The sequence below is a fragment of the Mesorhizobium sp. IMUNJ 23232 genome, assembly GCF_044326205.1.
Taxonomy (GTDB): domain Bacteria; phylum Pseudomonadota; class Alphaproteobacteria; order Rhizobiales; family Rhizobiaceae; genus Kumtagia.
This window is the reverse complement of sequence record NZ_JBIRCY010000013.1, coordinates 1-25,856: the sequence shown is the minus strand read 5'-3', so window position 1 is coordinate 25,856 and position 25,856 is coordinate 1. Positions and strand designations below refer to the sequence as shown.

The following is a 25,856-nucleotide window of genomic DNA, read 5'->3' as shown; positions in this document are numbered from 1 at the left end:
AATTGACTTGGCTGTACGCCCCGGCATAGGCATGCGGCATGCGCATCGCCTTCCATGCACCATTGAAGCCGCCGGATCACCCGGTGCCCTCGGGCGACCGGCTTATGGCGCGGCTGCTGATGCAGGCGATGCGCCTTGCAGGACATACGGTTTTTCTTGCTTCGAGGTTTCGCGGCTATGCGGCATCGCTCGAGGATTTTTCTGCGAGGCGTGCGGAAGGCGAGGCCGAGGCCGCGCGGATTGCCGCCGAGTGGCGGGCCGGTGACGGGCCCGACCTCTTCTTCTGCTACCACACATACTACAAAGCGCCGGACTATCTCGGTCCTCCGCTGGCCGAAGCGTTCAGCATCCCTTACGTCACGGCGGAGGCGTCCTATACGCGCAGCCGCGATGCTGGACCGTGGGCGGAGGCACAGGCGATCGTCCGGCGCGGGCTGGAGCAAGCGGCGCTTAATATCTGCTTCACTGAACGCGACCGCGAAGGATTGCTCGGCGTGGTCGGCGCGGAGCAGCTCGCCATGCTGCCGCCTTTCATCGACACGTCGCTCTTCACGTCCGTCGCATTGGGTTCGACGCCGCCGCGTCTCGTGACGGTCGCCATGATGCGCCCCGGCGACAAGCTGGAGAGCTACCGGATGCTGGCCGACGCGCTGGCGATTTGCGCCGACCTGCCGTGGACGCTCGTCATCGTCGGCGATGGGCCATGTAGTGACGAGGTGGGGTCCCTGTTTGCCGCCTTCGAGCCGGGACGGATCGAGTGGTTCGGCGAACAAAAGCCTGAAGAGGTGCCGGCGATCCTCGCCGCAAGCGACATCTATGTCTGGCCGGGTTTCGGCGAAGCGTTCGGATTGGCTTACCTTGAGGCGCAAGCGATAGGTTTGCCAGTCGCGGCAATGGCGATAGCCGGCGTGCCGGAGGTCGTGCGCGACGGCGAAACCGGCCTGCTGACGCCGCCGGACTCGAATGCTTATGCCGGCGCAATCCGCCGCCTGCTTGCCGAAGCAGGCCTGCGCTGGTCGATGGGCGCCGTGGCCAGGCGTTTCGTGCTGGAGGAACGTTCGCTGGAAAAGGCTGCCGCGATGCTCAAATCCTTGCTGGCGAGGTTCGAACCATGATTGATGCAACTTGGCGGCCGTTGAATGAAGCGCTCGGCCGGTGGCGCGATGCCGGACGGCGGCCAAGCTTCTGGCTGCGCGACGACGACGCGGTCGAGCCAACCCCGGCGCTCGACCGGATTGTCGCCCTCACCGCAAGACATGGCTTGCCGCTCGGCCTCGCCGTCATTCCGGCACATGCCGGGGAGGCCCTGGCGCGCCATGTCGAGAACAAGCCGCACGTCACCGCGCTGGTCCACGGCTGGTCGCATGAGAACTACGCCCCGCCGCAGGCCAAGAAGCAGGAACTCGGCCTGCATCGCCCGGCCGGGATCGTGCTCGGCGAACTCGCGCAGGCGCTGCATCGGATCGAGCATCTTTTCGGTGCGCGGTCGGCGCCGCTGCTGGTGCCGCCCTGGAACCGCATCGACGCCGCGCTCATCCCGCAACTGACCGGCCTCGGCTATCGCGGCCTGTCGGTGTTCGGTAAGCCGAAACCGGCCCCGATCCGCATCGTCAACAGCACAGTGGACATCATCGACTGGCACGGCACGCGCGGCTGCAGCGACCATGGCGTCCTTGTCGGCGAGATCGTTGAGCAACTTGACGCGGCGCTGGCCGATCCCGGTCCGCCGCCGATCGGCCTGCTGACGCATCACCTCGTTCATGACGAAGCGGCGTGGGATTTCCTGAATCGTTTGTTCGAACTGACGGTGCCTGCCTGCCGCTGGCTGTCGGTCCGCGAACTGCTGGAGACGTGATCCTGCCAAGCGGATTTGTGCGGCCCGAACGGGCGAAGCAATCATCAATGGTATGAAGCTCGGCGACCGGATCTGCGGTTCACGCGCGCTTCGCGGCCTTCTGCTTCACCTTGAAGCTGATCCGCTGGCCGTCGCGCGCCGCAAATGTTGCGGGGAATACCGCCTTCGCTTCCGCCTCGATCTTTTCGAGCGCGACGTCTGTGCGGAAGGGATCGTGGTGGAACAGCGCCAGCTTTTTCGCGCCCGCCGCCTTGCAGAGCTTTATGCCTTCCTGCCAGGTCGAATGGCCAAAGCCGCGCTTCTTCACCATTTCCTGGTCGGTGTATGTGGCGTCGTAGATGACGAGGTCGGCCTTGTCGATGAGAGCCAGGATGTTCTGGTCGAGTTCGCCCTCGACATGCTCCGTGTCGCTGATCAGCGCCACCACCCGGCCGCCATACTCGACGCGATAGCCGATGCAGCCGCCGGGATGGTTGAGGCTACCCGTCCTGATCGTGACATCCGGCCAGGGGTTCAGTACGTCGCCGGATTTGAAGTCGCCGGTCTCCAGCGTCGCCTGGCAGATGCTGATCGACACCGGGAACCACGGCGCGCGCATCAATTCGTGCAACATCTCGTGCGTCGACATGATGCCGTTCAGATGCCCCGACCAGATCTTCACGTTGATCGAGGGGACCCACAGCGGCGAGAAGAACGGCAGGCCGAGCACGTGGTCGTAGTGAAAATGCGTGAAGAACAGATGCACGTCCTTGGCGCCGGACTGCACGACCGAGAGGCCGGCCGGGCGTATGCCGCTGCCGGCGTCGAAGATCATCGTGTGATCGCCGCAGCGCATCTCGACGCAGGCGGTGTTGCCGCCGTGGCGGTGGAACTCGTTGCCGGCAACCGGGATGCTGCCCCGCGTGCCCCACAGTCTCACCCGGAAGGCGCCGTCGGATTTGGTCGCCTCGCCGAGTTCGGCATCCGCCTTCCGGCGCAGGATCTCGGTGATGTCGGGAACCGTGTTGGTTTTCAGTGCATGGAGGGACGGCCCCTCCAGGCCAGCACTCGGCTTTACCGGCGCGAGTCCGACTTTACGCCGGAATTCAGCGGGGCTGGTGTCCATGTCCGGACGGGGTTTTATGCTGGCGCTAGGAATTTGCCTGCCTCGCCTTGCTGCGTGCTGCCGTCAGTTCAGCCGTGGTATGGCTGAGGCGGTCGGCCAGCACCTTGACGATTTCAACCGTCATCTCGGGAAACTCGGTGAGCAGCCGCAGGAAATGGTCCTTGCGGATGCGGAGAGCTTCCAGCGGCATCGACGCGCGAACCGTCGCGGTTCGCGATACGTCGCAGAGGATGGCGATCTCTCCGACGATCTCGTTGGGCTCCACCTCGGCGACCTTGATCTGGCCGCTGGATGAATCGACGATGATGTCGGCTTTCCCGGAAAGCACGACATAGGCTGCATCGCCTTCATCACCCTGGTGGAACAGTGTCTGTCCCTCCTTGTAGGAGACCCGATCCGAGGTGAAGGCTAGCAGCTTTAGCTTGGCCGGCGCAACGCGGGAAAACAGCGGAACTTTCCGCAGCATTCCGACCTCGTCGTTCAACAGCATGACCATTCACCCCGAAAGATCATCGCACAGCCTGCCCCGTTATGCCAACAGCCGTGTGAAAGTACCGTTTTTAGTCGATAGAGTCTCGTGCGTTCCGTCCTCCACAAGTTCGCCTGCGTGGAAAACGATTACACGCTCGAAAAGGTTCGCGAGATGTGGATTCGGCAGGACCCAGAGGATTGCCGGATTCCGTCCGTCCCTTGTCGCCTCTTCGAGCACGTTCTTTGTGACCACATCCTGCGACCGCTGGTCGAGCGCGGCAAGCGGTCTGTTAAAGATAAGAAAGTCCGGGTGTTTCAACAATGCCCGGGCTACATCGAGCTTTTGCCGTTGCGCCCCGGTCAGGCGCCGGCCGCCGACGCCCACATTGAAATCAAGCCCGATGTCCAGCACCTCGTCATGCAGGCCGAGAGTGTCGAGCAGTTCGCGGATCAGCGAACGGATGCGCTCCGGCCCGTCCGGTTGGTTGTGGGCGATGCGGCCGAACAGCATGTTGTCGCTCAGCGTCGCCGCGGTCGTGTATTTCTCCGGGTCGTAACGTTCGATGGCGCTTTCCAGTTCCTTGGGCAGGCCGTCGTAGAAGCGCTGGCGTGCCGCGACGATCTTGTCCATCAGTTCCGGCGTCAGCAGTCCGAAACGGTGCCGGGGCTCGATATAGGCGAAGGAGAGCTTGATGATCTTCGCCCGGTCGTCGTCGGACGCGGCATCGAACGGACGTCCGCGTAGCCGCTGCAGCAACTGTGTGTATTCCGGAATGTCTTCCGCCGTCATGAAGGCGAGTTGCTGGAAGAACGGATGATCCGGCGGCAGGTCGGCGAACAGTTCGATCGCCTGGTCGGCGATCTGCAGGCCCATCTGGTAGAGCGTCTCGGCCAACCCATCCTGCTGCAGCACGGAGCGGAAATAGGCGTTGCCAGCCAGTTCCTTGCCGGTCAGTTCCGATCCCGTCGCAGTGCCGAACAGGAGATTTTCGCCGATCGTCGCCTGGGTGTTGTATTCGCCCGGCTCGAACGAGGCGACCAGATCGCTCAGGCCCTCTTCCTCGAGACGCTTGCGCAGCGCTTCGCGCACCTCGACGATGCGGCTGGTGATCTCCGGGTGCAGGCCCGGATCGATGCGCGAGCGCAAGCCGAGGTCGAGAATGTCCTGCGACAGCACGACTGCGTCGAGCACCGGACGGATGGCGTGATAGAGATCGGCCGGGCCGGTCGCGCCGGCCGATGCATAGTCGATCCAGTCGGCGTTGACGTCATAGTGCGGATTGCCGGCGTTGAGCGCTTCGGCGATGGCCCAGCGGCGTTGCACCGCCTTGGCGCCCTCATAGGTGATCTCGGTTAGCGGCGCGTGCTTCAGGCCATAGAGCAGATTGTCGCGCAGCGAGCCCTGGAACAGATAGGATTCCGAAGACGCATAGGCGATGCGCCGTCCGGTGATCGACTCCGGCACTTCGAGCAGGTCGCTGCTGCCGGCGGTGATACGCCCGGATTCCGGCCAGATCAGCCGGCTGAAGGCTTCCGCGAGCGCCTCAGCGCCGCTCGCCGCTGTGCCGACCACTGCGACTTTTTCGCCGGGATTGATCTGCACAGTGACACGATCCAACAGCCTGGCGCCGCCATCGTCGGTCAGCGACAGGTTGACAGTGCTCAGCCCATCGCCGAGCGGGGCAATTGGCTCGATGGTCAGCGTCTGCAGTTTCGGATCCAGAATGGTTTCGACGGTGAATTGCTCCACCACCTGCGCGTATTTGACCTGCACGTCCTGGCGGTTCTGGTCCCAATCGATCAGTTCCTTCAGAGGGCCGGGAAGGTCCTTGTAGGCGTTGATGACGGCGACCAACTGGCCGATGTCGAGCCGGCCCTGCAGCGCAAACCAGCCGCCGACCAGGTAGAACAGGAACGGCGTCACCTGGGCCAGAAAATTGTTGATGAACTTGACCAGGAATTTCCACTGGTAGAGGTCGTATCGGATCTTGAAGATCAGGCCGAGCCGGTCGGCGATGTCGGCGCGTTCGTAGTTGGATGTGTCGTTGATGTGAATCGCGCCGATGCCGTCGACGATCTCACCGACGCGGCCGGACAGCGCGCGCGCCGTCAGCTGCCGCTCGCGGCCGAGGCGGATCAGCCGCTTGCGCATCTGCGGGATGATGACGAGCTGGATGCCGACGATCACCGCCGCGATCATGCCCAGCCAAAAACTTTGCAAAATGATGAAGATCAGCGCGGTCAGCGCCTGGCCGCCGAGCTGCGCCGGGGTGACGAAGGCATCGCCGATGAAGCCGCCGAGCGGCTCCACCTCGTCCTTCACCATGGTCGCGACTTCAGCCGCCTTGACGCGCTTGAAATGGCCGGGCGGGAAACGCAGCACCCGATCGACCAGTTCGAAACGGATGCGCCGCAGCATGCGCTCCCCAAGGCGGCCCTTGTAGGTATTGATGTAGAGCTTGAAGATGCCGTTGACGATCACCAGCCCCAGGAAGATGAGGCTCAGGCCTACCAGTGTCTGGGTGCGGTTGAACTGAAATCCGTCGAACAAGTGGAACGAGCCGAGAAGCGGCACGTCGATATCGATTGCCATGAAAGGCTGCGTGGCGCCGGGCGTCTCAAAACCTTCGCCCTGGATCGGGCCGTTGACGATCTGCTTGGGCAGGTCGAACGACATGAAATAGGGGATCATCGACAGAGCGACGACGAAGACGATCCAGAGTTGCTGCCGCCAGGTATGGGTCCAGATGTAGCGGGCGAGGCTTCTTTCCATGGAAGGTCAGCGAGCCTCGTGCCCGAATGAACGGGCAAATGGACGATGCGCGTTGAGATTGCCGGCCGCCATCAGTGACTGGTGTAAATGCATGAATTCCGTCTGAAACGTCTTTGGATTGCTTCCCCGTCCACACCAGCCTACAACAGCCGCATCATGGACGCTACCCAGGCCCGCTACGCCGATGAAGATTGGCATGAACACGCTTTTGACCTTGCGCGCGGCATAGCCGTCTATTGCGGCAGTCCGCTCGTCAAGGGTCTGTCGAGAGTCATTTCGCGCCACCCGGAAGCCGATATCGGCAACGCCTTCAACCACAAGCAGGTCGCCTGCAAGATGTGGGCACGCGACCGGCTTTTTGAAAGGGTGGGCGGAGTCTTCGGCGAAGTATGGATCGTGGGGGGCTGGTACGGCGTGCTCGCCGCCATGCTGCTCGACGATCAGCGCTTCAAGATCGGCCGCATCGAGAACAGCGACATCGATCCGGCGGTCGGCGAGATCGCCGAGACCTTGAACCATGCGTATGAAAAGCGTTTTCACGCCGTCACCGCCGACATGTACAAGCTCGATTATACCGGTCGCCGGCCCGACCTCGTCGTCAACACGAGTTGCGAGCACATTCCGGACATTCGCTCGTGGCTGTCTCTGATGCCGGCTGGTACGCGCGTGCTGCTCCAGTCCAACAACTATTTCGCCGAGCCGACGCACATTGCATGTGTGGGGTGCCTCGACGCTTTCGGCGAACTGGCGGGTCTGTCGCATATCGACTTCGCCGGCGAACTGCCGATGAAGAAGTATACGCGGTATATGCTGATCGGGCGGGTGTAGAGGAGAGATTTTCAGCCTATTTCACGAGCCGTCGCGAGGGGCAAATATCTCGGCGAGTTCGCGTCGTAGTTCCTTGAACACTTCCTCGCCGTCCTCTGAGGGACCGCTGGCTATCCCTTCGTCCCAAAGCTTGCCCAGTTCTTCGATTGCCCGGCCGTGCCGGCCCGACAAGTCGTCATTTCTGGATTGGGTCATAACAGCATCCTCAGCAGCCTTGCCGCGCCGTTGGCGCCGTCGAGGTCGAGTGCAGCCGCTGGCGGTTTGGGCCGCGCCAGTGCCTCGGCGATCGCTTCGGCGAGCTGCCTGCCGGTCAGCCCGTGCTCCGGTAGCATCGTCGTCAGCCCCAGCCTTTCCAGCCGTTCGGCGCGCGTCGTCTGCTCAGTTTCGCCGCCGGCGCTGAACGGGACAAGCAGCGACCGGCAGCCGGCCCGCAGCACGTCGCAGACGGTGTTGTAGCCGGCCTGCGACACCGACAGTTCCGTGCCTGCAAGCAGGCTTGGAAAATCCTCGCGAAATCGGAACAGTTTTAAGCCCGGCGGCGCTTTGGCAGCGGCCATGTCGTAGGCAAATTGCGGAAGATTCGGTCCGGTGATCAGCGCCCAATCCTGAACGTTCGGCAGCAGGTCTGCCGCCTCGATCGCCGCCTTGACCAGATCTGCTCCTGCCGCGCCGCCTCCGGCCGAAATCAACACTTGAAAAGTTTCGCCGGGCGGGGCGGGTGGCGGCGGGGCGACCAGGCCGGTGTAGCCGATCGGCGGCTTGATGGTGCCGGCGAGCGGGAACGTGTCCTCCAGCCGCGCAAATTTCGGGTCGCCATGCACCATCACCAGGTCGAAATGCGCATTCAACAGTTCGACCGTCTCCTCGTTGCGCCCAGGTTTCACCCGCTCCTGAAGCAAGTCTCGGACCGACGTCACCAGTTTTGGGCGAGGGTTCATGCCGGCGACCGCTTCAAGCAGCGGCAGCAGTTCGAACCGCACCTGGCGGCGCCCGAACGGAAAAGCCTCGATGACGACGATGTCCGGCCGCCGCTCATGCAGCGTCTCGATCAGCAATTCGCGCCGGCGCTCCTTGAAGGCGTCATCGATCACATTTCCATCGGCATCGATCAGGCCGGAAAACGCCTCCGAGGCGGAGGTCACTGCCGGCAGAGCGACATGGTCTAGCTGGGAAGGCGGAAAACCGCGCACAGGCAGGCCGCCGGTGACGATCGTGACCGAAAAACCGTCATTTTGCAGGGCCGCAGCAACCCTGCTGGCCCGAGCGAGATGGCCTATGCCCAGCAAGTGCTGGACATAAAACAGGATTTTAGGCTTGGCGCCGTCTTTTATCGCCATTCGTCCTCGAACAATCCGACGAGCTGGTCGATGCTGGTGTGGTGGTCGAAATGCGCGCGCACGCGGTGTTCGGCCGCGTTGCCGAGCCTTTTGCGCAGCTCCGGATCGCGGATGGCGCGCTCCAGCGCGTTGGCCAGGGCCTTTGCGTCCTTCGGTGGCACAAGCAGGCCGTTCTCGCCGTCGGTGATCAGTTCGGGTATGCCGGAGATGGTTGTCGAAATGCAGGGCAGGCGCTGGCTGGAGGCTTCCACCAGCACGTTGGGCAACCCGTCGCGGTCGCCGTCGTCGGTGACGCGGCATGCCAGCGCGAACAGATCGGCGCTGCGGTAGTGTTTCAGCACCTCTTCCTGCGCCATCGCGCCCTTCCATTCGATGCGCTGCGAAATCCCGAGCTTTTTGGCCAAGACCTTGAGCTCAGGCAGTTTCTCGCCGCCGCCGATGTGCTCGAACCGCCATTCGAGGTTTTTTGGCAGCAGCGCCAGCGCTTCCAGAAGAATGTCGTAGCCCTTCTTGCCGACCGCGCGCCCGACACTGACGATTGTCACCGGCCTTGTCGGGTCTAAGCCGTCGGCATCCGACCGTTCGCCTGCAAACGGTCCGAAACGGTCTAGGTCCAGGCCATGATAGCTCAGATGCACACGCTCGGGCTCGGCCGCCAGCGATTGCAGATGCTCGAAACCGGAATGCGTGCAGGTCACGACCCAGTGGGCACAAGCCAGCTTCTGCTGCAACTCCCAGTCCGGCGAGGTCCAGATGTCCTTGGCATGCGCCGAGCAGGTCCAGCCTATGCCCGTAATCTTGCTGGTATAGGCTGCCACCGAAGCCGGCGTGTGGATAAAATGCGCGTGCAGCCATTCGGCGCCTTTCGGCCATTCGGCGGCAAGCACCAGCGCCTGGCCAAAACGGCGAAAACGGTTGCGGCTCCGGTCACGGCCAAGGTCGGAGACGAACCGGCCGAGCGTGCTCCAAAACCCGGGCTGGAACAGGCCGAGCAAAAAGCCCTTCGCCACGCGCAGCGGCTCTTCGTGAAGATATTCAGGCAGATAGACGACCGGCGCCTGGATCTCGTCATGCACCGGGTGGCGCTTGTTGTCCGTCGGCCGGCGCATGGAGACCAGCACGAGATCGAGCCCGGCGCGCTCCAGCCCGCGCAGTTCCTGCGCGATGAAGGTCTCGGACAGCCGGGGATAGCCCTTGAGCAGGACGACGGTTTTTCGACGCATGGAGGGGTCTGACGTCAGCCCTCGACCACGGAAAGGTGCGACAGTGGCTGTTCACCGAGCCAGTTCTGCACGATGCCGGAAATGTTGGCGAGGCCTTCCAGCCTGAGGTCGGGACGCGACTTCGACGGCGGCGGACGGTTGGGAAGCGCCTTCAGCGCGGCTGCAAAACGCTGGGAATTTTCGGCCTCCTCCGGCATCAGCATGTCGATCAGGCCGAGTTCCGAAGCGCGTTGGGCACGGATCAACTGCTCCTCGCGCGGCACGGTGCGCGGCACGATCAGCGCTGGCTTGTCGAAGGATAGGATCTCGCAATAGGTGTTGTAGCCGCCCATCGCGACGACGCCCTTGGCGCCGGCAATCAGCTCTTCCATGCGGTTGTCGAATTCGCGGATCTCGATGTAGGGGATCGTGGCCCCCTTGGCGACCAGCCTCTGCCGCTTCTTGGCTGGCATATAGGGGCCGAGCATGATCAGCGCCTTGTGGGTCAGGGTGGGATCCTGCTGATAGGCGTGGATGACGTCGTGGATCAGTTCCGCGCCGTCGCCGCCGCCGCCGGTGGTGACGAGGATATAGTCGCCCTCCGGCCGGTGGCCGGGCGCTTCCTCTTCATGCGACAGGCTGCGTTGCAGGAAGCCGACAAAATTCATCTTGGCGCGCACCGCCGGCGGAACGTCCAGCCCGGTCAGCGGGTCGTAGAAATCCGGCGGGCCGTAGACCCAGATCGTATCGTAGAACAGGCCGATCTTGCGCATCGTGTCGCGCCGCGTCCATTCGGCGTCGAGCAGGTGCGGTGCGTCCAGAACCTCGCGCAGGCCCAGCACCAGCGTGGTGCCGCGCGTCTTCAGATAGGCCAGCGTATCCTCCACCTCGCCGCGCAGGCCCATCGGCTCCTTGTCGACGATAAAAATGTCCGGCTGGAAGGTCTCGGCGGTGGAGCGGATGATCGACCGCCGCATCTCCAGCGTCTCCTGCAGGTCGATATGGCGTTCGAGCGAAGTATATTCGCCGTTGCGCAGCTTGATGACGCTGGGGATCTTCACGAAGTCGACACGGGCCCGATAATCGAACGCGCCGGCGATCTGCGCGCCGGAGATGATCAGCACATTGAGGCCGCGAAAATCCTCGACCAGCGAATGCGCGATCGTCCGGCACCGCCTGAGATGGCCGAGGCCGAACGTGTCATGGCTGTACATGAGGATACGCGCGTGTTCGAAGCGCCGCATCATGCCGTTCACCTTGGTCTTGCCTTGCGGCGTTCCGCTCCAAACGCCGGGTTACCCTATACGCAGGATGGCGGCTGGTCTATGCCTTCGTGGATCGAAGCGAACTGGGCAGGCACGGGGCGGCGTCCGTTTCGAGTGAGTTTGGGGCGGACATGTCGTTATGTCCAGCCGTTTTGTTGCAGTGCAATAAATGAGCCGCGACAGGATGCGGGGCAACGGCCTGCGTCAATTTGCACCGGCGCTCGCGTTCCTGCCGCTGCACCAGAAAGTCCGATGGGGAAAGCCGAAAGAGCCCGGATTGCCGGCCTGCCGAAATTCGCATAACGTTTACCAAACGATAAAAAACGGGATCAGTTTTCAACCTGAAGCCTGCCAACCAGAGGTGGTCGAATGCCCAGTCGAATACCGTCCCGGACCCTGTCCGGGCTCTCTCGTCGTACCATGTTGAAGGCTGCCGGCGCGGGCGCCGCGCTGTCGGTCGCGTCAAGCCTGCCGACGCGGCTTTTCGCGCAGGAGAAGCTCAAGGTTGCTGCAATCTACACCGTGCCCTTCGAGCAGCAATGGGTGAGCCGGCTGCACAAGGCGGCGAATGCCGCCAAGGATCGCGGCGACATCGAATACGTTGCCACCGAAAACGTTACCAACACCGACTACGAGCGCGTGATGCGCGAATATGCGGAGGCCGGCAACAAGCTGATCCTCGGCGAGGTGTTCGGCGTCGAGGACGCTGCCCGCATCGTCGCCAAGGACTATCCGGACGTCGCCTTCCTGATGGGATCGAGCTTCAAGCCGGAAGCAGCACTTCCCAATTTCTCGACTTTCGACAATTACATCCAGGACGCCTCCTATCTCAGCGGCATCGTCGCCGGCGCCATGACCAAGTCGAAGAACATCGGCATGGTTGGCGGCTATCCGATCCCCGAGGTCAACCGGCTGATGCACGCCTTCATGGCCGGCGTGAAGGAAGTGGCGCCCGACACGAAATTCCAGGTGGCCTTCATCGGGTCCTGGTTCGACCCGCCGAAAGCCAAGGAAACCGCCTTCGCCCAGATCGATGGCGGCGCCGACCTGCTCTACGCCGAGCGTTTCGGCGTGTCCGATGCGGCCAAGGAACGCAAGGTTCTGGCCATCGGCAACGTCATCGACACGCAGGCCGACTATCCGGAGACGGTGGTCGCCTCGGCGCTCTGGCATTTCGAGCCCACGCTCGACAAAGCGATCGCCGCCGTGAAGGCAGGCAGCTTCAAGGCGGAGGACTACGGCGTCTATTCCTTCATGAAAGAAGGCGGCTGCTCGCTGGCCCCGCTCGGTACGTTTGACGGCAAGGTGCCGGAAGAGGCCAAAAAACTGGTCGCCGAGAAGGAAAAGGCGATCAAGGACGGCTCGTTCACGGTGGTCATCAACGACGAGGAGCCGAAGTCGAGCTAATCAACGTTCATCTTCCCGTCCGCGGGGAGAAGATGCCGGTAGGCGGATGAGGGGCAGCGGCGGCGTCGTCAGTTTGGTGACGCCCCTCACGACAGCCTGCCTGCAACTCTTTCGTCGCAGGGTTGTCGATGGGCAGGGGAGCAACCTGGTAGGAATGTTCTGCAATGGACTGGTCGCTATGGCTTCGGTTCGCAGTCATTTTTGCGATTCTGGCGCTGGCTGTTGCTTATTTCATGCGGCCGGCCTTTCTTCGACGCAGCAGCCGGGAAGTCGGATCGGATAACGGCCAATGGGCGGACGGCAACAATGCCAACGCTAGCCATGGTCCGGACGGCGGTGGAGACTGATGACTAGCGTTTGCGATAAGGGTAACCCTTCTTGAACCCCGCTTTGCCACCAGAAGCGGTTGTACCTGTTCTCCGCCTGCAAAACATCACCAAGCGTTTCGGTGCGCTTGTCGCCAACGATTCAATCTCCTTCGACCTCGCCAGGGGCGAGATTGTTGCCCTGCTCGGCGAGAACGGCGCTGGCAAGACGACGCTGATGAACATCCTGTTCGGCCACTATGTCGCCGACGATGGCACTGTCGAGGCCTTCGGCAAGCGCCTGCACCCCGGCGATCCGGGTGCTGCGCTGAAGGCCGGCATCGGCATGGTGCACCAGCATTTCACGCTGGCCGAGAACCTGACAGTGCTGGAAAACATTGCGCTCGGTACGCAGTCCATGTGGCGGCCGCGCTTCGACCGCACGGAGGCGCGGCTGCGCATCGGCCGGCTGGCGAGCGATTTCGGCCTCGCGGTCGACCCCGGCGCGCTGGTGTCGGCGCTCTCGGTCGGCGAACGGCAGCGCGTCGAGATTTTGAAGGCGCTTTATCGCGAGGCGCGGGTGCTGATCCTCGACGAGCCGACCGCCGTGCTGACGCCGGCCGAGACAGAGGCCCTGTTCAAGACGCTGAAATTGCTGGTCGGGCAGGGGCTGTCGATCATCTTCATCTCACACAAGCTCAACGAGGTGATGGCAGTGAGCGACCGTGTGCTGGTGCTGCGCGGCGGCAAGCTCGCCGGCGAGCGCCGCACGTCGGAGACCACGCGCTCCGATCTTGCGGCGCTGATGGTCGGGCAGGAACCGTCGCTGCCGCCGATCGTCGACGTGCCGTTCGGCGGGCGCGTGCTGGTGCTGGAGGAGGTATCGACCGCCGGCAAAAGCTCCGGCGCGCGGCTGGACCGTGCTTCGCTGACCCTGAAAGACGGCGAAATCCTTGGCCTTGCCGGTGTTTCAGGCAACGGCCAGGCGGCGCTCGCCGCGCTGCTGTCGGGCAGCGAGCCGCCGACGGCAGGCACCATCACGCTGGCCGGCGAGCAGCGCCAGCCATGGTCGACGCTGGAGGCTCTCGACCTCGGCATCGGCCGCATCCCGGAGGACCGCCACGCCGTCGGCACCATCGGCGACATGACGGTCGCCGAAAACCTCATCCTCGAAAGCTATCGCTCGCCACGCTTCTGCAACCGCGGCTTCCTCGACTGGGATGCCGCGCGCGCCTTCGCGGAAGAAATCATCGCCGAGTACGACGTGAAATGCCCGTCGCCAGACACCCGTATCCGTCTCCTGTCCGGCGGCAACATGCAAAAGCTCATTCTCGGCCGGGCGCTCGATCCCGCCCCGCGCATCATCGTCGCCAACCAGCCGACGCGGGGCCTAGATGTCGGCGCCGTCGCCTATGTGCATGGAAGGCTGATCGAGGCGCGCGACCGTGGGGCCGCCGTGTTGCTGATCTCGGAGGATCTGGAGGAGATCATGGCGCTGTCGGACCGCATCGCGGTGATCTCGAAGGGCCGCATCTCGTCCGTCACCAAGCGCGGCCAGCGGTCGATCCAACAACTCGGGGAATTGATGGCCGGGCATGGGCTGGAGGCGGCGGCGTGAGGAAGTCGGCGCACCTTCGCACCCCCCTCTGTCCTGTCGGACATCTCCCCCTCAAGGGGGGAGATTGGCCGGCCGTTCTGGTTTCGCCAATCACCAACGGTGCAGGAAGAGCGGCAGCGATCACGCTGCCAATCTCCCCCCTTGAGGGGGAGATGTCCGGCAGGACAGAGGGGGGTGCGACAGAGCGCCGAGGTTCACCCCACCGTCATGTCGGCAAAAGGCTCCAATATGCGCCTTGAGCCGAAACCCGTGCCGTCGCTGGCCGCGACGCTGCTTTACCCGGTCGGCGCGATCATTGTCACGCTGGGGTTTGCGGCGCTGCTGGTGCTGGCGGCCGGCGCTGACCCGCTGTCGGTCTTCACCCTCGTGGCGCGGGGAGCCGCCGGTTCGCAATTCGCGTTGCTGGAAACGCTGACACGCGCTACCCCGCTGATCTTCACTGGCCTGGCGGTCGCCGTCGCTTTCCGCGCAAAGCTCTGGAACATCGGTGCGGAGGCGCAGCTCTATGTCGGCGGGGTCGTCACCGTCGTGCTCGGCACCGGCCTGCTGCCGTGGCCGTCCTATCTGCTGCTTCCCGTCATCGCCGCCGCCGCCATGCTGGCCGGCGCGCTGCTGCTGCTCGGCCCGGCGCTGCTGAAGACAAGGCTCGGCGTCGATGAAGTGGTCACCACGCTGCTGCTCAACTTCATCGTGGTGCTTTTCGTTTCCATGCTGCTGGAAGGCGTGCTGAAGGACCCGACTGGCCTCGGCTGGCCGCAATCGCGCAAGGTGATTGAGGCCGCGCAACTGCCGCGCATCATCCAGGGCAAACGCCTGCACTATGGCTTTGTCCTGGCAATCTTTTCCGCCGTCGTGGTCTGGATCATCATGAAAAAGACGGCGCTGGGTTACGAGATGCGCGCCGTCGGCCACAATCCGGAAGCCGCACGCTTCGCCGGCATTCCGGTCAATCGCGTGCTGATGAAGACCGCGCTCCTGTCCGGCGGACTGGCGGCGCTCGCCGGATTTTCGGAAGTCGCCGGGCTGAAGGGCAATCTCACGCTCGATCTATCCCCGGGCTACGGCTATTCCGGCATTGTGGTCGCCATGCTCGCCATGCTCAATCCGCTCGGCGTGGTTGCCGCCGCGATCTTCGTCGCCGGCATTTTTGTCGGCGCCGACGCCATGAGCCGTTCCGCCGGCGTGCCGAGCTACATCGCCGACGTGATGGTCGCCACCGCGCTGCTGACCATGGTCGTGGCGATCCTCTTGTCGCGGTACCGGGTGCGGTGGAGGTAGTCGTGCCCCTTCGCACCCCCCTCTGTCCTGCCGGACATCTCCCCCGCAAGGGGGGAGATTGGCCTGCCGCTTTGGTTTCGCCAATTATCGAGGTTGCAGAAGGAGTGCTAAACGCGAAGCTGCCAATCTCCCCCCTTGCGGGGGAGATGTCCGGCAGGACAGAGGGGGGTGCGAAGGAGTGCCTGCCCCGCAAGGTTTCTTTATCAACATCGCGAGGCATGTGATGCAAGCCCTCGACATCCTGCTCACCGCCTCCTTCTGGGTCGCCGCGATCCGCATCGCCTCGCCGCTGATCTTCGCCACCATGGGCGAACTGATCTGCGAGCGCGCCGGCGTGCTCAATCTCGGCATCGAAGGCATCATGACGGTCGGCGCCTTCGCCGGCTGGTTCACGGTCTATTCCGGCGGCGATTTGTGGACCGGCGTCGCCGTGGCGGCGGTGTCTGGTGCGCTGTTCGGCCTGCTGCACGGCCTGCTCACCGTGCCGCTCGGCCTGTCGCAGCATGTGGTCGGCATCGGCATCACCCTGCTGGCCACCAGCCTGACCTATTTCACCTACCGGCTGGTGCTCCCCGAAGTCACCTCGCCGCCGAAGATCGAGCCTTTCGCGCCGCTGCCGATCCCCGGCCTAGCGAAAATCCCGGTCGTCGGCGAGGCACTGTTCTCGCAGACGCCGCTGACCTATCTGGCCTTCGCCAGCGTGGTGGTCGTCGCCTGGGTGCTCTACCGCACGCCGCTGGGGCTGGCGCTACGCGCCGCCGGCGAAAATCCTTCCGCCGTCGAGGCGCAGGGCATTTCCGTCAGCGGCATCCGCATCGGCGCCGTCATGGCGGGCAGCGCGCTGATGGCGGTGGGCGGTGCGTTCCTGACCATGTCGGCCTTCAACTCGTTCTTCTTCGAGATGATCAACGGCCGCGGCTGGATTTGCATCGCGCTGGTGGTGTTCGGCTCGTGGCGGCCGGGCAAGGCGCTGATCGGCGCCATCCTGTTCGCCGCCTTTGACGCCTACCAGGTGCGGCTGCAGCAGATCACCGGCGGGGTCGTGCCCTACCAGATCTTTTTGATGATGCCTTACGTGCTGTCGATCCTGGCGCTCGTCCTCGTCGCGCGCCGGGCAACGTATCCGAGGGCGCTGATGATCCCCTATCAGAAAGGCGAACGATGACATTTGACCTGATCGTCAGGGGCGGCGCGCTTGCCGATGGCCGCGTCGCCGATATTGGCATTTCCGGCGAGACGATCGTCGCTATCGAGCCGCGCATCGAGGCGGAGGCGGGCCGCGTCATCGACGCCACGGGAAACCTCGTCTCGCAGCCTTTCGTCGACCCGCATTTCCATATGGACGCGACGCTGTCCTACGGCATCCCGCGCATCAACGCTTCGGGGACACTGCTGGAAGGCATTGCGCTATGGGGCGAGTTGAAGCCGTTGTTGACACACGAGGCGGTCAAGCAACGCGCACTCGCCTATTGCGACTGGGCCGTCTCGATGGGTCTGCTCGCCATCCGCACCCATGTCGACACCTGTGACGACCGGCTGCTCGCCGTCGAGACGCTGCTCGACGTGAAGAAGACTGTTGCGCCTTATATCGACCTGCAGCTTGTCGCCTTCCCGCAGGACGGATTTTACCGCGACCCGACCGCCCGCGAAAACACGTTGCGGGCGCTCGACATGGGCGTCGACGTGGTCGGCGGCATTCCGCATTTCGAGCGAACCATGGAGGATGGCCGCCGCTCGGTGACCGAGCTTTGCGGGATCGCCGAGAAGCGCGGGCTGATGGTCGACGTCCATTGCGACGAGACTGACGACCCGATGTCGCGCCACATCGAGCAGCTTGCCTATGAGACGCAGCGGCTGGGATTGCAGGGCAGGGTGGCCGGCTCGCATCTCACGTCGATGCATTCCATGGACAATTATTACGTCTCGAAACTGCTGCCGCTGATCGCCGAGGCGCAGGTTTCCGCCATCCCCAACCCGCTGATCAACATCGTCATCCAGGGCCGCCACGACACCTATCCGAAACGCCGCGGCATGACCCGCGTGCCGGAGATGCTGAAGCACGGCATCCGCGTCGGCTGGGGTCAGGATTGCGTGCTCGATCCCTGGTATCCGCTGGGCACCGCCGACATGCTGGACGTCGCCTTCATGGGCCTGCATGTGGCGCAGATGACCAGCCCCGCCGACATGGCGCATTGCTTCGACATGGTGACCAAGGTCAACGCGGCGATCATGAGCCTCGACCATCTCGGGCTGGAAGTGGGCAAACGCGCCAGCCTTGTCGTGCTTGACGCCGGCAACCGCGTCGAGGCGCTACGCCTGCGTGCTGAGCGGCTCTGCGTGATCTCGCGTGGCAAGGTTGTCGCCGAGCGCGAGAAGCGGGCGACGAAATTGACCCTCGCCGGGCGGCCGGAGACCGTCGAACGGCGGCACATACCTCCGGCCTAACGGCAGGGCGGCTTCGATCCCTCTTCCTCGCTCGGATAAAGTATACTACTGAATTCAGGATTCGAATGAGGAGAGCCGCCATGTGGCGCAAGGCCCTGATCGTGGCAGGCTTGGCCGCCCTGTGCTCCGGTTGCATGACGGGCGAGCAGCAGCGCGCCGCCGACGAGGACAAATGCCGCGGCTACGGGTTCCGGGCACGTACCGACGCGTTTGCCGAATGCCTGCAGCGCATCGACCTCGCCCGCAGCGCGCGGCGTTACGATTCGGATTTCGACCGGTGGGATGGTCCGATCGTCGTCTACCGGCCGATGCTCGTGCCGGTACAGGCCGATTGATTACCCAGAATTGAAGTTCGCTCTTGGCAGCTTTGCGGTGGGCTCGTCAGCTGGCCAGCACCAGCGCCCAGTAGCGGCGCTGCGGATTGGTTGCTTCGCGCACATAGGCGAGGCCGAACCGCGAAAAAGCGGGGTCAAGCATATTGCGGCGGTGGCCGGAAGAGCCCATCCAGCGCGAAAACAGTTCGCTGGGCTCCATGTCGCCATAGGCGACGTTTTCGGCCGCAGCACCCCGCACGCCGTCGACACGCATGCGCGAGACGAAATCCTTGCCCCAGCCGGTCGTGTGCGCCATCCGCCCGCTGCGCGCCATGTATCCGGCCTGGTGCAGCGCTGCCTGTTCCAGCGTCGGGTCCGCCGAGAGCGGCGGCAGGCCGTTCGACGAACGGATTTGCGCGAGAGCGCTTTGGCCCGCCGCCGAGGCGCCGGCGCCCTCGCCAACCTCCAGCACCGTGCTTCGGCAGCCCGCTGCCGCGAGGCCGAGCATGGCCACGCTTTCGGATAAGAACAAGCGGCGGTCGATGGAAATACTCTTCATGCGGCGCGCGTTATCCGACGAATCCTGCCGCTTTATGGCTGCCATCGCAAAATGGTTTGTTCTGCGAATGACCGCAGCGGCACAGGAAGGTGCGGGTGACCCGGTCGATCGTGTGCCCCGTGCCGGAGACGATCTCCAGGTTTCCGTCCAGCCGCAGCGGGCCGTTCGGTTGCGGCGCAACTTTTACGGGGCCATTGCGCGCCGCAAGCGGCTGCGACTCCTTGATCGCCGGTTCGCCGGTGGCGGTGAAGCCGGCCTTGGTGTGGCTGCCGTCGCAGAACGGTTTTCTGGCGGATGCGCCGCAGCGGCAGAGCGTCGCCCGCAGCACCGTCTGGCCATCGATCACCAGCTCTGCATTCATCGCCAGCGGCCCGTTCTCGCGGATGCGGACGGTATTGACCACAGGCGGGACTTCGGCCGGCCCGCCGTCCTTGCGGCGGTAGGTGATCGCACCCGACGGGCAATTTTCGGCGACCCTGACGATCGCCTCGGCGGATGCCGCGTCGGGGTGAATCCATTCGCCTGGGGCGTTCGGCACGAAGACTTCCGGATGCCCGAGCACGCAATTGCGCGAATGGATGCATTTTTTCCCGTCGAATCCGACGTCGATCGTCTCGCCTTCCACGAAATGCGTGGCCATGGGTACGCTCCCCAGCTTGATGGGAAGCAGACTATCACGGAGCGCCGGATGGTTAAGCGCAATTCGGCGCTACTATCCGAACGTCGAACGATAGCGCTCCAGAGCGGCGTCCAGCCGTTCGAGGTTATCGGCCGTGTAGGCGACGTAGTCGACGCCCGGCGCCTTCATATGCAGTTCGGATACGAGACCCCACATCGCCTCGCGCAGCAGCGAGGCGCATTGCATGGAGGCGTGCGCACGGCGGAGCGCCGGGTCCGGCTCGGCGCCGAAATAGAGGGCAAGCAGAGCATCGGCCTCCTGTTCGCTCATCCCGGCATTCGACGCGGTGCCCGCCAGGTCGAACATCGCCGTGTTGAAGCCGGCATATTCGAAGTCGATCAGCCAGAGCTTTTCGCCGTCGTCGAGGAAGTTGGCCGGCAGCAGGTCGTTATGGCCGAAGACGATCGGCAGCGGTTTTTGCGCGGCCTCCAGTTCGTCGGCAAGCGACAGGAAATGCGGCAGCTCGCTCTTCATCCGGCTGCCGCCAGCTTCCAGCGTGCGGGCATAGTCGCGCAGCACGTGAAAAACCCAGAACATGAAGCCGGCGCCCGACACATGCCGCGGCATCTCCTCGTGGAAATGCCGGATCAGCGCGGCGATACGCGCCACATTGGCGCGCACATCTTTGCCGTCAAAAGTCTTTGCCCCAAGGAATTCCGTCACCATGATGCCAGGTTCGGCATAACGCACCTCTGGACCGAAACCGGCTGCGTGGGCGGCCCGCGCCGCCATGATCTCGCGCTCGCGAAAAACATGGTGGAAAGGAAAGTCGCGGCCGATGCGCACCACGTGCCTGCCGCCCGATTCGGTGATAAGGAAACTTTCGTTGCTGAGGCCGCCTCTCAGGGGCTCGATCGTTATCCGGCTCTTCCACAGCGGCAATGCGCGGATGCGGTCTTCGGTAACGCTCATGCCGATCCTTTTCTGGCTGCGGGGCGCGAGTTTCTTTTGCTGCTCCCGCCGAGTCAATGAAGGACGTGGTTATTTCTGTGTTTTTGCCTGAAAAGCCGTCTGGTTTATTGTCATTAGACGGTTATTCGCCTAAGAACCGGTCGGGAAAAAATTCGCGACGGCGAGACCAGCATGAACCACTCGAAGCGCCACGGTGAAATCCTCCGCCTCGTGCAGGAAGCCGGCACAATCACCATCGCCGATCTGGCTGCCAAGCTCAACGTGTCGCTGGAGACTGTGCGCCGCGATGTGAAGCCCCTGACCGGCGACGGCTCGGTGCTGAAGATGCATGGGGCGATCGGCCTGCCGGCCTTGGCGGGCGAGGCGCCGTTCGAGCGCCGCATGCGCGAAAATGCCGAGGCCAAGCGGGCCATCGCCAAGGCGGTCGCCGCCACCATCAACGACGGCGATTCGATCATGCTCGACACCGGCACGACCACCAGCTTCCTCGCCCGCGAATTGCTCAGCCACCGGCGCCTCACGGTGATCACCAACTCGTCCGACATCGCCCGCACGCTGGCCACCGTCAACGGCAACAAGGTCTATATGGCCGGCGGTGAACTGCGCAGCGATTCGGGTGCGGCCTTCGGCGGTTCGGCGGTGGATTTCGTCAGCCGCTTCAGCGTCAACCACGCGGTGATCAGCACCGGCGCGGTCGATGCCGTCATGGGCGTCATGGATTACGACCTCGAGGAGGCGGAATTCGCGCGCATGGTGCTGACGCGCGGCGCCCGCCGAGTCGTCATCACCGACCATACCAAGTTCGGCCGCCAGGGGCTGGTGCAGGTCTGCGGCTTCGACGGTTTCGGCGAAATCGTCACCGACCGGCTTCCGCCGCGCGATGTCGGGCATGCGATCGACAAGGCCGGCGCGAAGCTGACCATCGCAAGCCCGTAGGAGCTTCCCGGCTTTCCAAGCCCGGCGGGCCGGTGTCTATTCGGCGGATGGCGTTCACCCTGAGGCAGTTGCAGTTCTTCGTGGCGGTGGCCGAGCAGGGCTCGGTGTCGCGTGCCGCCCAAAACCTTTCGATCTCGCAATCTTCCGTCACCGAGGCGGTGAAGGAACTCGAGGGTGACCTCGGCGTCGAGCTCTTCGACCGCCATCCGCGCGGTCTGACGATCACTCACAAGGGCCACCAGTTCCTCCGCCACGCCACCAAGATCCTTGCTGATGTCTCGGATGCGCGCCGCACCTTTTCCGGGCATCAGGAGCGGGCTAGCGGCCGGCTTCAGCTCGGCGTAACCTCGCTGGTCGCGGGCTACGTGCTGTCCGACCTGCTGGCGCGCTATCGCCGCGGTTTTCCCAGCGTGGAAATCGGCGCTATCGAGGACAATGGCGACTATCTGGAGCACCTGCTGGTCGGTGGCGAACTCGACGTCGCGGTGATGGTCATCTCCAATTTGCGCGACCGCATGGCGTTGCAAGCGGAAATCCTCGAAGTGTCGCCCTATCGCCTATGGCTGCCGCTCGGGCACCCGCTCTCCAGCGCCGACATCATCGGCATCAACGACATCGTCGCGGAACCGCTGATCATGCTGACCGTGGATGAGATCGAGGAGAACACCGGCAAGCTGCTGGCGGCCCTCGGCGCCCGGCCGCACGTCGCGTTCCGCACCCGCTCGGTCGAGGCGGTGCGCAGCCTGGTCGCCACCGGCGCCGGCATCGCGCTCTTGCCCGACCTTGTCTATCGACCGTGGTCGCTGGAAGGCGACCGCATCGAATCGCGCGACATTTCCGGCTCGCTGCCGGTCGTACAGGTCGGCATGGTGTGGCGGCGCGGGTCCGGCCTCACCCAGGCCGCACGCGACTTCATCGGCGTCGCGCAGGGGCAGCGGATGGTGCGGCGGCTGGGAGGACAGGCGCGCTAACCTGCTCGGCTTTGAAAGCCTGCTTCGGCGGCGGTTCGAAAGCGCCGGCGCCGGCCAGCCGCACCATGCGGCGGAATGTCGGACACTCCATCAGGCTCGGCGCCGGACATGCAGCGGCATGGCGCAGCCCCTCGCGCATCGCGGTCAGCCGCTCGATCGTCCGGTCGAGTTCCTCCGCCTTGGCCGACAGCCGTGCGCGGTCAAAGCTTGGCCTGCCGTCAGCTGCCAGCATGTCCCTGATCTCGTCCAGCGAGAATCCGGAGGCGCGCGCCAGCGAGATCAGCGCCAGGCGCTCGAAGATGCCGGGGTCGAACAGCCGCTTGAGGCCGCGTCGCCCGACCGATGCGACGAGCCCCTTTTCCTCGTAGAAACGCAGCGTGGACGCCGGCACGCCGGACTGGCGCGCGACCTCGACGATATCCGGATCTTTCACGCTTGACCTCAAGTCGGCTTGAACTCGTAGACTGCTTCAAACCGTCAAAGCAATCAACCTCAAAGGACAAACCCGATGTCGGATATTTCGCCCAATCGTGATCAGACAGAACTCTGGAACAAGGGCAGCGGCGAAGCCTGGGTCGAGATGCAGGCCCTGCTTGACCGTCTGCTGGAGCCGTTCGGGCGGCTCGTCGTCGACGCCGGCTATCCGGGCGAGGGCGGTCATGTCCTCGACATCGGTTGTGGCTGCGGCGCCACCACGCTGGCGATGGCGCGCCGCGTCGGCGAAAGCGGCCGTTGCTTGGGGCTCGACATTTCGCATCCGCTGATTGCGGCCGCGAGAAAGCGGGCGGCCGCGGAAGGTGTCGCGAATGTGAGCTTCATCGAAGGCGATGCGCAGGTCTACGCGCTCGACCAGAGGCGCTACAACGCGGTGATCTCGCGGTTCGGCGTCATGTTCTTCGACGATCCCGTGGCGGCTTTCGCCAACATCCGCCGATCGGCGCGGGCCGGCGCGAAGCTCGCGTTCGTCGCCTGGCGCAGTCCGGCCGAGAACGCGTTCATGACGACGGCGGCTCGTGCAGCCGCTCCGTTCCTGCCGCCTATGCCGCCGCCCAATCCGGATGCCCCAGGGCAGTTCGCCTTTGCAGACAAATCCCGGGTGACGTCGATTCTGGAGGCGAGCGGCTGGGCGGCGGTCGAACTTCAGCCGGCGGACGTTGCATGCCGGGTGAGCGAGGACGACCTGATGACTTATGTCACGCGGCTTGGGCCGGTCGGCAACGCCTTGCGGGAGGCCGATGGACCCACGGCGGAAAAGGTGGCCGGGGTGCTGCGCCAGGCGTTTGCGCCGTTTGTCGAGGGAGGCTTCGCGCGGTTCACAGCCGCTTGCTGGCTGGCAACGGCGCGGGCATGACATGCCTCCTGGATTGGGTGCGTCGGATTATTAGATATCGCCTCGGCGGAAAGCACACCTGGAATTTTGGAAGCAACCAGCGCTAGCGAGCTGTTTGCTCCCTGGCCGGCCGCTGTTATCCTTGCATTATGAACCAGCAGTTTCGATCTCCCGGGCTTTCGCCCGCCACTCAGGCCGCCGAGGGGCTGATGCGACGGCGCTGGACTGTGGCCGAGATCGAAGCTGCGACGCGGGCTGGAATCATCGATAAGGACGAGCGTTTCGAACTGATCGGTGGCGAACTCGTGCCGATGGATGCGAAAGGCCTCCACCACGAACTCCTGAAAAATGCGCTCAGCTACCATCTGGTGCGGAATACTTCGGAAGAGTTCCGCGTGGCCGTCGCGACGACTTTCCGGCTCAGCGAGGACAGCTTCGTCGAACCCGACTTCATTTTCTTCCGCAAGGCGGATGGTCTCGCCAATCTCAATCCCCGCACCGCGCTTCTCGCGGTTGAGATCGCCGATTCCAGCCTGAAGTGGGACCTCGGCCGCAAAGCGAGGATTTACGCGAATTTCGGCGTGCCGGAATTGTGGGTCGTCGAGGCGGTGTCGCGTGTCGTGCATGTCCACAGGCGCCCGGCGCTGGAAGGTTACGACGAGATCGTCAGGTTTTCCGAGGACCAGACACTGGTTTCCCAGGCCGTACCTGGCCTTGCCGTGACGCTCGCTGAACTCGAAGAGATTTAGGCGATCAGCGAAATCTACTCAGGCTTTCGGCCTGGATCGTTTCGTGTCCCATCTGGCTGCTTTGCCTGTCTCTCCATATCTATCGGTAAAACCGATACCGGCTTTCTGCCAAATGGATTTGCGAATGCAACGAATTCGCGTCACTTTGCATACATGGGGCTGAAGTCGCCGCTCATGAGCGACGCCCGTTAATGGGAGACGTGACGATGAAGAGAGTTCTCAAGTCCTGCACGGCGTTGGCGCTGGCGCTCTCCGCAAGCGGCCAGGCGGTGGCGCAAGTCAAGGAAATCGGCGCGGGTGAAGGCCAGGTCAACATCATCGCCTGGGCCGGCTACATCGAGCGCGGCGAGACCGACAAGAACTACGACTGGGTGACGGATTTCGAGAAGGCCACCTCCTGCAAGGTCAATGTGAAGACCGCCGCCACCTCCGACGAGATGGTCGCGCTGATGAACGAAGGCGGATACGACCTCGTGACCGCCTCGGGCGACGCCTCGCTGCGCCTGATCGCCGGCAAGCGCGTCCAGCCGGTCAACATCGATCTGATCAAGAGCTGGTCGACGGTCGACGACCGCTTGAAGGATGCGCCCTGGTTCACGGTCGACGGCGCGCATTACGGCGTTCCCTATCAGTGGGGACCGAACGTGCTGATGTACAACACGACGGTTTTCAAGGAAGCGCCGAAGAGCTGGAACGTCGTCTTTGAGGAGATGGCGCTGCCCGACGGCAAGTCCAACAAGGGCCGGGTGCAAGCCTATGATGGGCCGATCCATGTCGCCGATGCCGCCAACTACCTGATGTCGGCCAAGCCTGACCTCGGCATCAAGGACCCCTACGAGCTCAACGAGGATCAATACAAGGCGGCGCTCGACCTGCTGCGGACCCAGCGCACGCTGGTCGGCCGCTATTGGCACGACGCCATGATCCAGATCGACGACTTTAAGACCGAGGGCGTCGTGGCGTCCGGCTCGTGGCCGTTCCAGGTCAATCTGCTCGCGGCCGAGAAGCAGCCCGTCGCCTCGACAATTCCGCAGGAGGGCGCAACCGGATGGGCGGACACCACGATGATGGCCGCCGACGCGGCCAACCCCAACTGCGCCTATATGTGGATGGAGCATTCGCTGTCGCCGAAGGTGCAGGGCGACCTCGCCGCCTGGTTCGGCTCCAACCCGGCCGTGCCCGCCGCCTGCAAGGGCAACGCGCTGCTGACCGACGAAGGCTGCAAGACCAACGGTTTCGACGATTTCGAGAAGATCAAGTTCTGGAAGACGCCTGTCAGCAAATGCGCCACGCAGAACGACCAGTGCGTGCCGTACTACCGTTGGGTGTCGGATTATATCGGCGTGATCGGGGGACGGTAATAGGCGTCGGCTATCGGCGCGGGAGTTCCCGCGCCGCATCACCCCCACTCCGGCCCTTCGGGCCACCTCTCCCCCTGCCGGGGGGAGAGGAAGGCAGCGTCGACGACTGGCGCTAACCTCGCGGCCGTTCTTCCTCTCCCCCGGGCAGGGGAGAGG

26 protein-coding genes are annotated in these 25,856 nt (G+C 63.9%); 15 read left to right on the top strand and 11 right to left on the bottom strand.

What is annotated here, in order from left to right:
* The first annotated feature begins 38 nt into the window (after positions 1-38).
* Positions 39-1,115: a glycosyltransferase family 4 protein gene (locus ACH196_RS11940; protein WP_396647118.1), complete on the top strand. Its 1,077-nt coding sequence runs from the start codon at positions 39-41 to the stop codon at positions 1,113-1,115.
* The gene (locus ACH196_RS11935) at positions 1,112-1,855 is read left to right on the top strand and encodes a polysaccharide deacetylase family protein (protein WP_396647117.1); all 744 of its coding nucleotides are present in this window, start codon (positions 1,112-1,114) and stop codon (positions 1,853-1,855) included. Before ACH196_RS11940 ends, ACH196_RS11935 begins: the two co-directional genes overlap by 4 nt.
* 79 nt (positions 1,856-1,934) lie before the next feature.
* Here the strand turns inward: ACH196_RS11935 and ACH196_RS11930 are convergent, their stop codons facing one another.
* Genes ACH196_RS11930 through ACH196_RS11920 form a run of 3 tightly spaced genes read right to left on the bottom strand, consistent with a single transcriptional unit; the run spans position 1,935 to position 6,204 of the window.
* Entirely contained in the window at positions 1,935-2,960 is a 1,026-nt protein-coding gene (locus tag ACH196_RS11930; protein ID WP_396647116.1) for an MBL fold metallo-hydrolase, read from the bottom strand.
* Positions 2,961-2,985: 25 nt separating this feature from the next.
* A complete protein-coding gene (locus ACH196_RS11925) occupies positions 2,986-3,450 on the bottom strand; it encodes a cyclic nucleotide-binding domain-containing protein (RefSeq protein ID WP_396647115.1) in 465 nt (154 codons plus the stop codon).
* Between the two features lie 39 nt (positions 3,451-3,489).
* Positions 3,490-6,204: an ABC transporter transmembrane domain-containing protein gene (locus tag ACH196_RS11920; RefSeq protein ID WP_396647114.1), complete on the bottom strand. Its 2,715-nt coding sequence runs from the start codon at positions 6,202-6,204 to the stop codon at positions 3,490-3,492.
* A 156-nt stretch (positions 6,205-6,360) separates the two neighbouring features.
* Here ACH196_RS11920 and ACH196_RS11915 point away from each other — a divergent pair, with 156 nt between their 5' ends.
* Positions 6,361-7,032, top strand: coding sequence for a class I SAM-dependent methyltransferase (locus ACH196_RS11915; protein WP_396647113.1), 672 nt, complete (start codon positions 6,361-6,363; stop codon positions 7,030-7,032).
* Positions 7,033-7,053: 21 nt separating this feature from the next.
* On the opposite strand, the gene ACH196_RS11910 is transcribed toward ACH196_RS11915, so the two are convergent.
* Genes ACH196_RS11910 through ACH196_RS11895 form a run of 4 tightly spaced genes read right to left on the bottom strand, consistent with a single transcriptional unit; the run spans position 7,054 to position 10,818 of the window.
* The gene (locus ACH196_RS11910; protein WP_396647112.1) at positions 7,054-7,227 is read right to left on the bottom strand and encodes a hypothetical protein; all 174 of its coding nucleotides are present in this window, start codon (positions 7,225-7,227) and stop codon (positions 7,054-7,056) included.
* On the bottom strand, positions 7,224-8,369 hold the full coding sequence (locus ACH196_RS11905) for a glycosyltransferase family protein (protein WP_396647111.1): 1,146 nt from the start codon (positions 8,367-8,369) through the stop codon (positions 7,224-7,226). The genes ACH196_RS11910 and ACH196_RS11905 overlap by 4 nt, the downstream gene beginning before the upstream one ends.
* Entirely contained in the window at positions 8,360-9,592 is a 1,233-nt protein-coding gene (locus ACH196_RS11900) for a glycosyltransferase family 4 protein (protein ID WP_396647110.1), read from the bottom strand. Before ACH196_RS11900 ends, ACH196_RS11905 begins: the two co-directional genes overlap by 10 nt.
* A gap of 14 nt (positions 9,593-9,606) precedes the next feature.
* Positions 9,607-10,818 (bottom strand): glycosyltransferase family protein, encoded by a 1,212-nt coding sequence (locus ACH196_RS11895; RefSeq protein WP_396647109.1) that lies wholly within the window; start codon positions 10,816-10,818, stop codon positions 9,607-9,609.
* 438 nt (positions 10,819-11,256) lie between these two features.
* Here ACH196_RS11895 and ACH196_RS11890 point away from each other — a divergent pair, with 438 nt between their 5' ends.
* The 7 genes from ACH196_RS11890 (at position 11,257) to ACH196_RS11860 (ending at position 18,224) form a co-directional block, all read left to right on the top strand.
* Complete coding sequence (locus ACH196_RS11890) at positions 11,257-12,243, top strand: BMP family protein (RefSeq protein ID WP_396647108.1); 987 nt, start codon at positions 11,257-11,259, stop codon at positions 12,241-12,243.
* 164 nt (positions 12,244-12,407) lie between these two features.
* Positions 12,408-12,590 (top strand): hypothetical protein, encoded by a 183-nt coding sequence (locus ACH196_RS11885; protein WP_396647107.1) that lies wholly within the window; start codon positions 12,408-12,410, stop codon positions 12,588-12,590.
* 31 nt (positions 12,591-12,621) lie between these two features.
* Entirely contained in the window at positions 12,622-14,166 is a 1,545-nt protein-coding gene (locus ACH196_RS11880; RefSeq protein ID WP_396647106.1) for an ABC transporter ATP-binding protein, read from the top strand.
* Positions 14,167-14,394: 228 nt separating this feature from the next.
* Positions 14,395-15,444 carry an ABC transporter permease gene (locus ACH196_RS11875; RefSeq protein WP_396647234.1) on the top strand — a complete coding sequence of 350 codons (1,050 nt, stop codon included), beginning with the start codon at positions 14,395-14,397 and terminating at the stop codon, positions 15,442-15,444.
* Between the two features lie 223 nt (positions 15,445-15,667).
* Positions 15,668-16,609, top strand: a complete 942-nt coding sequence (locus tag ACH196_RS11870) for an ABC transporter permease (RefSeq protein WP_396647105.1) — start codon at positions 15,668-15,670, stop codon at positions 16,607-16,609.
* Positions 16,606-17,889, top strand: a complete 1,284-nt coding sequence (locus ACH196_RS11865; RefSeq protein ID WP_396647104.1) for an amidohydrolase family protein — start codon at positions 16,606-16,608, stop codon at positions 17,887-17,889. Before ACH196_RS11870 ends, ACH196_RS11865 begins: the two co-directional genes overlap by 4 nt.
* Positions 17,890-17,969: 80 nt before the next feature.
* Positions 17,970-18,224: a hypothetical protein gene (locus tag ACH196_RS11860; RefSeq protein WP_396647103.1), complete on the top strand. Its 255-nt coding sequence runs from the start codon at positions 17,970-17,972 to the stop codon at positions 18,222-18,224.
* A 46-nt stretch (positions 18,225-18,270) separates the two neighbouring features.
* Here the strand turns inward: ACH196_RS11860 and ACH196_RS11855 are convergent, their stop codons facing one another.
* The 3 genes from ACH196_RS11855 to ACH196_RS11845 form a co-directional block, all read right to left on the bottom strand.
* Positions 18,271-18,762, bottom strand: a complete 492-nt coding sequence (locus ACH196_RS11855; RefSeq protein WP_396647102.1) for a CAP domain-containing protein — start codon at positions 18,760-18,762, stop codon at positions 18,271-18,273.
* A gap of 10 nt (positions 18,763-18,772) precedes the next feature.
* Entirely contained in the window at positions 18,773-19,402 is a 630-nt protein-coding gene (locus tag ACH196_RS11850) for a CDGSH iron-sulfur domain-containing protein (protein WP_396647101.1), read from the bottom strand.
* A gap of 72 nt (positions 19,403-19,474) precedes the next feature.
* On the bottom strand, positions 19,475-20,353 hold the full coding sequence (locus ACH196_RS11845) for a phosphotransferase (protein WP_396647100.1): 879 nt from the start codon (positions 20,351-20,353) through the stop codon (positions 19,475-19,477).
* A 171-nt stretch (positions 20,354-20,524) separates the two neighbouring features.
* On the opposite strand from ACH196_RS11845, the gene ACH196_RS11840 reads away from it, so the two are divergent.
* Positions 20,525-21,289, top strand: coding sequence for a DeoR/GlpR family DNA-binding transcription regulator (locus tag ACH196_RS11840; RefSeq protein ID WP_396647099.1), 765 nt, complete (start codon positions 20,525-20,527; stop codon positions 21,287-21,289).
* 47 nt (positions 21,290-21,336) lie between these two features.
* Complete coding sequence (locus tag ACH196_RS11835; protein ID WP_396647098.1) at positions 21,337-22,260, top strand: LysR substrate-binding domain-containing protein; 924 nt, start codon at positions 21,337-21,339, stop codon at positions 22,258-22,260.
* Here the strand turns inward: ACH196_RS11835 and ACH196_RS11830 are convergent.
* Positions 22,202-22,693: a helix-turn-helix domain-containing protein gene (locus tag ACH196_RS11830; protein WP_396647097.1), complete on the bottom strand. Its 492-nt coding sequence runs from the start codon at positions 22,691-22,693 to the stop codon at positions 22,202-22,204. The two genes, ACH196_RS11835 and ACH196_RS11830, sit on opposite strands and share 59 nt — an antisense overlap.
* Before the next feature lie 75 nt (positions 22,694-22,768).
* Here ACH196_RS11830 and ACH196_RS11825 point away from each other — a divergent pair, with 75 nt between their 5' ends.
* The 3 genes from ACH196_RS11825 (at position 22,769) to ACH196_RS11815 (ending at position 25,700) form a co-directional block, all read left to right on the top strand.
* Entirely contained in the window at positions 22,769-23,611 is an 843-nt protein-coding gene (locus ACH196_RS11825; protein WP_396647096.1) for a class I SAM-dependent methyltransferase, read from the top strand.
* A 188-nt stretch (positions 23,612-23,799) separates the two neighbouring features.
* Entirely contained in the window at positions 23,800-24,339 is a 540-nt protein-coding gene (locus ACH196_RS11820) for a Uma2 family endonuclease (protein ID WP_396647095.1), read from the top strand.
* A 206-nt stretch (positions 24,340-24,545) separates the two neighbouring features.
* The gene (locus ACH196_RS11815; RefSeq protein ID WP_396647094.1) at positions 24,546-25,700 is read left to right on the top strand and encodes an ABC transporter substrate-binding protein; all 1,155 of its coding nucleotides are present in this window, start codon (positions 24,546-24,548) and stop codon (positions 25,698-25,700) included.
* Positions 25,701-25,856: the final 156 nt, after the last annotated feature.

Excerpts from the sequence above, each read along its gene's own strand:
- ACH196_RS11940 (WP_396647118.1), top strand. The coding sequence starts at position 39 with ATGCGCATCGCCTTCCATGCACCATTGAAGCCGCCGGATCACCCGGTG.
- ACH196_RS11870 (WP_396647105.1), top strand. The coding sequence starts at position 15,668 with ATGCAAGCCCTCGACATCCTGCTCACCGCCTCCTTCTGGGTCGCCGCG.
- ACH196_RS11900 (WP_396647110.1), bottom strand. The coding sequence starts at position 9,592 with ATGCGTCGAAAAACCGTCGTCCTGCTCAAGGGCTATCCCCGGCTGTCC.
- ACH196_RS11815 (WP_396647094.1), top strand. The coding sequence starts at position 24,546 with ATGAAGAGAGTTCTCAAGTCCTGCACGGCGTTGGCGCTGGCGCTCTCC.
- ACH196_RS11905 (WP_396647111.1), bottom strand. The coding sequence starts at position 8,369 with ATGGCGATAAAAGACGGCGCCAAGCCTAAAATCCTGTTTTATGTCCAG.
- ACH196_RS11890 (WP_396647108.1), top strand. The coding sequence starts at position 11,257 with ATGTTGAAGGCTGCCGGCGCGGGCGCCGCGCTGTCGGTCGCGTCAAGC.
- ACH196_RS11840 (WP_396647099.1), top strand. The coding sequence starts at position 20,525 with ATGAACCACTCGAAGCGCCACGGTGAAATCCTCCGCCTCGTGCAGGAA.
- ACH196_RS11845 (WP_396647100.1), bottom strand. The coding sequence starts at position 20,353 with ATGAGCGTTACCGAAGACCGCATCCGCGCATTGCCGCTGTGGAAGAGC.
- ACH196_RS11935 (WP_396647117.1), top strand. The coding sequence starts at position 1,112 with ATGATTGATGCAACTTGGCGGCCGTTGAATGAAGCGCTCGGCCGGTGG.
- ACH196_RS11860 (WP_396647103.1), top strand. The coding sequence starts at position 17,970 with ATGTGGCGCAAGGCCCTGATCGTGGCAGGCTTGGCCGCCCTGTGCTCC.
- ACH196_RS11865 (WP_396647104.1), top strand. The coding sequence starts at position 16,606 with ATGACATTTGACCTGATCGTCAGGGGCGGCGCGCTTGCCGATGGCCGC.
- ACH196_RS11920 (WP_396647114.1), bottom strand. The coding sequence starts at position 6,204 with ATGGAAAGAAGCCTCGCCCGCTACATCTGGACCCATACCTGGCGGCAG.
- ACH196_RS11825 (WP_396647096.1), top strand. The coding sequence starts at position 22,769 with ATGTCGGATATTTCGCCCAATCGTGATCAGACAGAACTCTGGAACAAG.
- ACH196_RS11855 (WP_396647102.1), bottom strand. The coding sequence starts at position 18,762 with ATGAAGAGTATTTCCATCGACCGCCGCTTGTTCTTATCCGAAAGCGTG.
- ACH196_RS11910 (WP_396647112.1), bottom strand. The coding sequence starts at position 7,227 with ATGACCCAATCCAGAAATGACGACTTGTCGGGCCGGCACGGCCGGGCA.
- ACH196_RS11895 (WP_396647109.1), bottom strand. The coding sequence starts at position 10,818 with ATGATGCGGCGCTTCGAACACGCGCGTATCCTCATGTACAGCCATGAC.
- ACH196_RS11875 (WP_396647234.1), top strand. The coding sequence starts at position 14,395 with ATGCGCCTTGAGCCGAAACCCGTGCCGTCGCTGGCCGCGACGCTGCTT.
- ACH196_RS11925 (WP_396647115.1), bottom strand. The coding sequence starts at position 3,450 with ATGCTGTTGAACGACGAGGTCGGAATGCTGCGGAAAGTTCCGCTGTTT.
- ACH196_RS11930 (WP_396647116.1), bottom strand. The coding sequence starts at position 2,960 with ATGGACACCAGCCCCGCTGAATTCCGGCGTAAAGTCGGACTCGCGCCG.
- ACH196_RS11820 (WP_396647095.1), top strand. The coding sequence starts at position 23,800 with ATGCGACGGCGCTGGACTGTGGCCGAGATCGAAGCTGCGACGCGGGCT.
- ACH196_RS11850 (WP_396647101.1), bottom strand. The coding sequence starts at position 19,402 with ATGGCCACGCATTTCGTGGAAGGCGAGACGATCGACGTCGGATTCGAC.
- ACH196_RS11885 (WP_396647107.1), top strand. The coding sequence starts at position 12,408 with ATGGACTGGTCGCTATGGCTTCGGTTCGCAGTCATTTTTGCGATTCTG.
- ACH196_RS11915 (WP_396647113.1), top strand. The coding sequence starts at position 6,361 with ATGGACGCTACCCAGGCCCGCTACGCCGATGAAGATTGGCATGAACAC.
- ACH196_RS11835 (WP_396647098.1), top strand. The coding sequence starts at position 21,337 with ATGGCGTTCACCCTGAGGCAGTTGCAGTTCTTCGTGGCGGTGGCCGAG.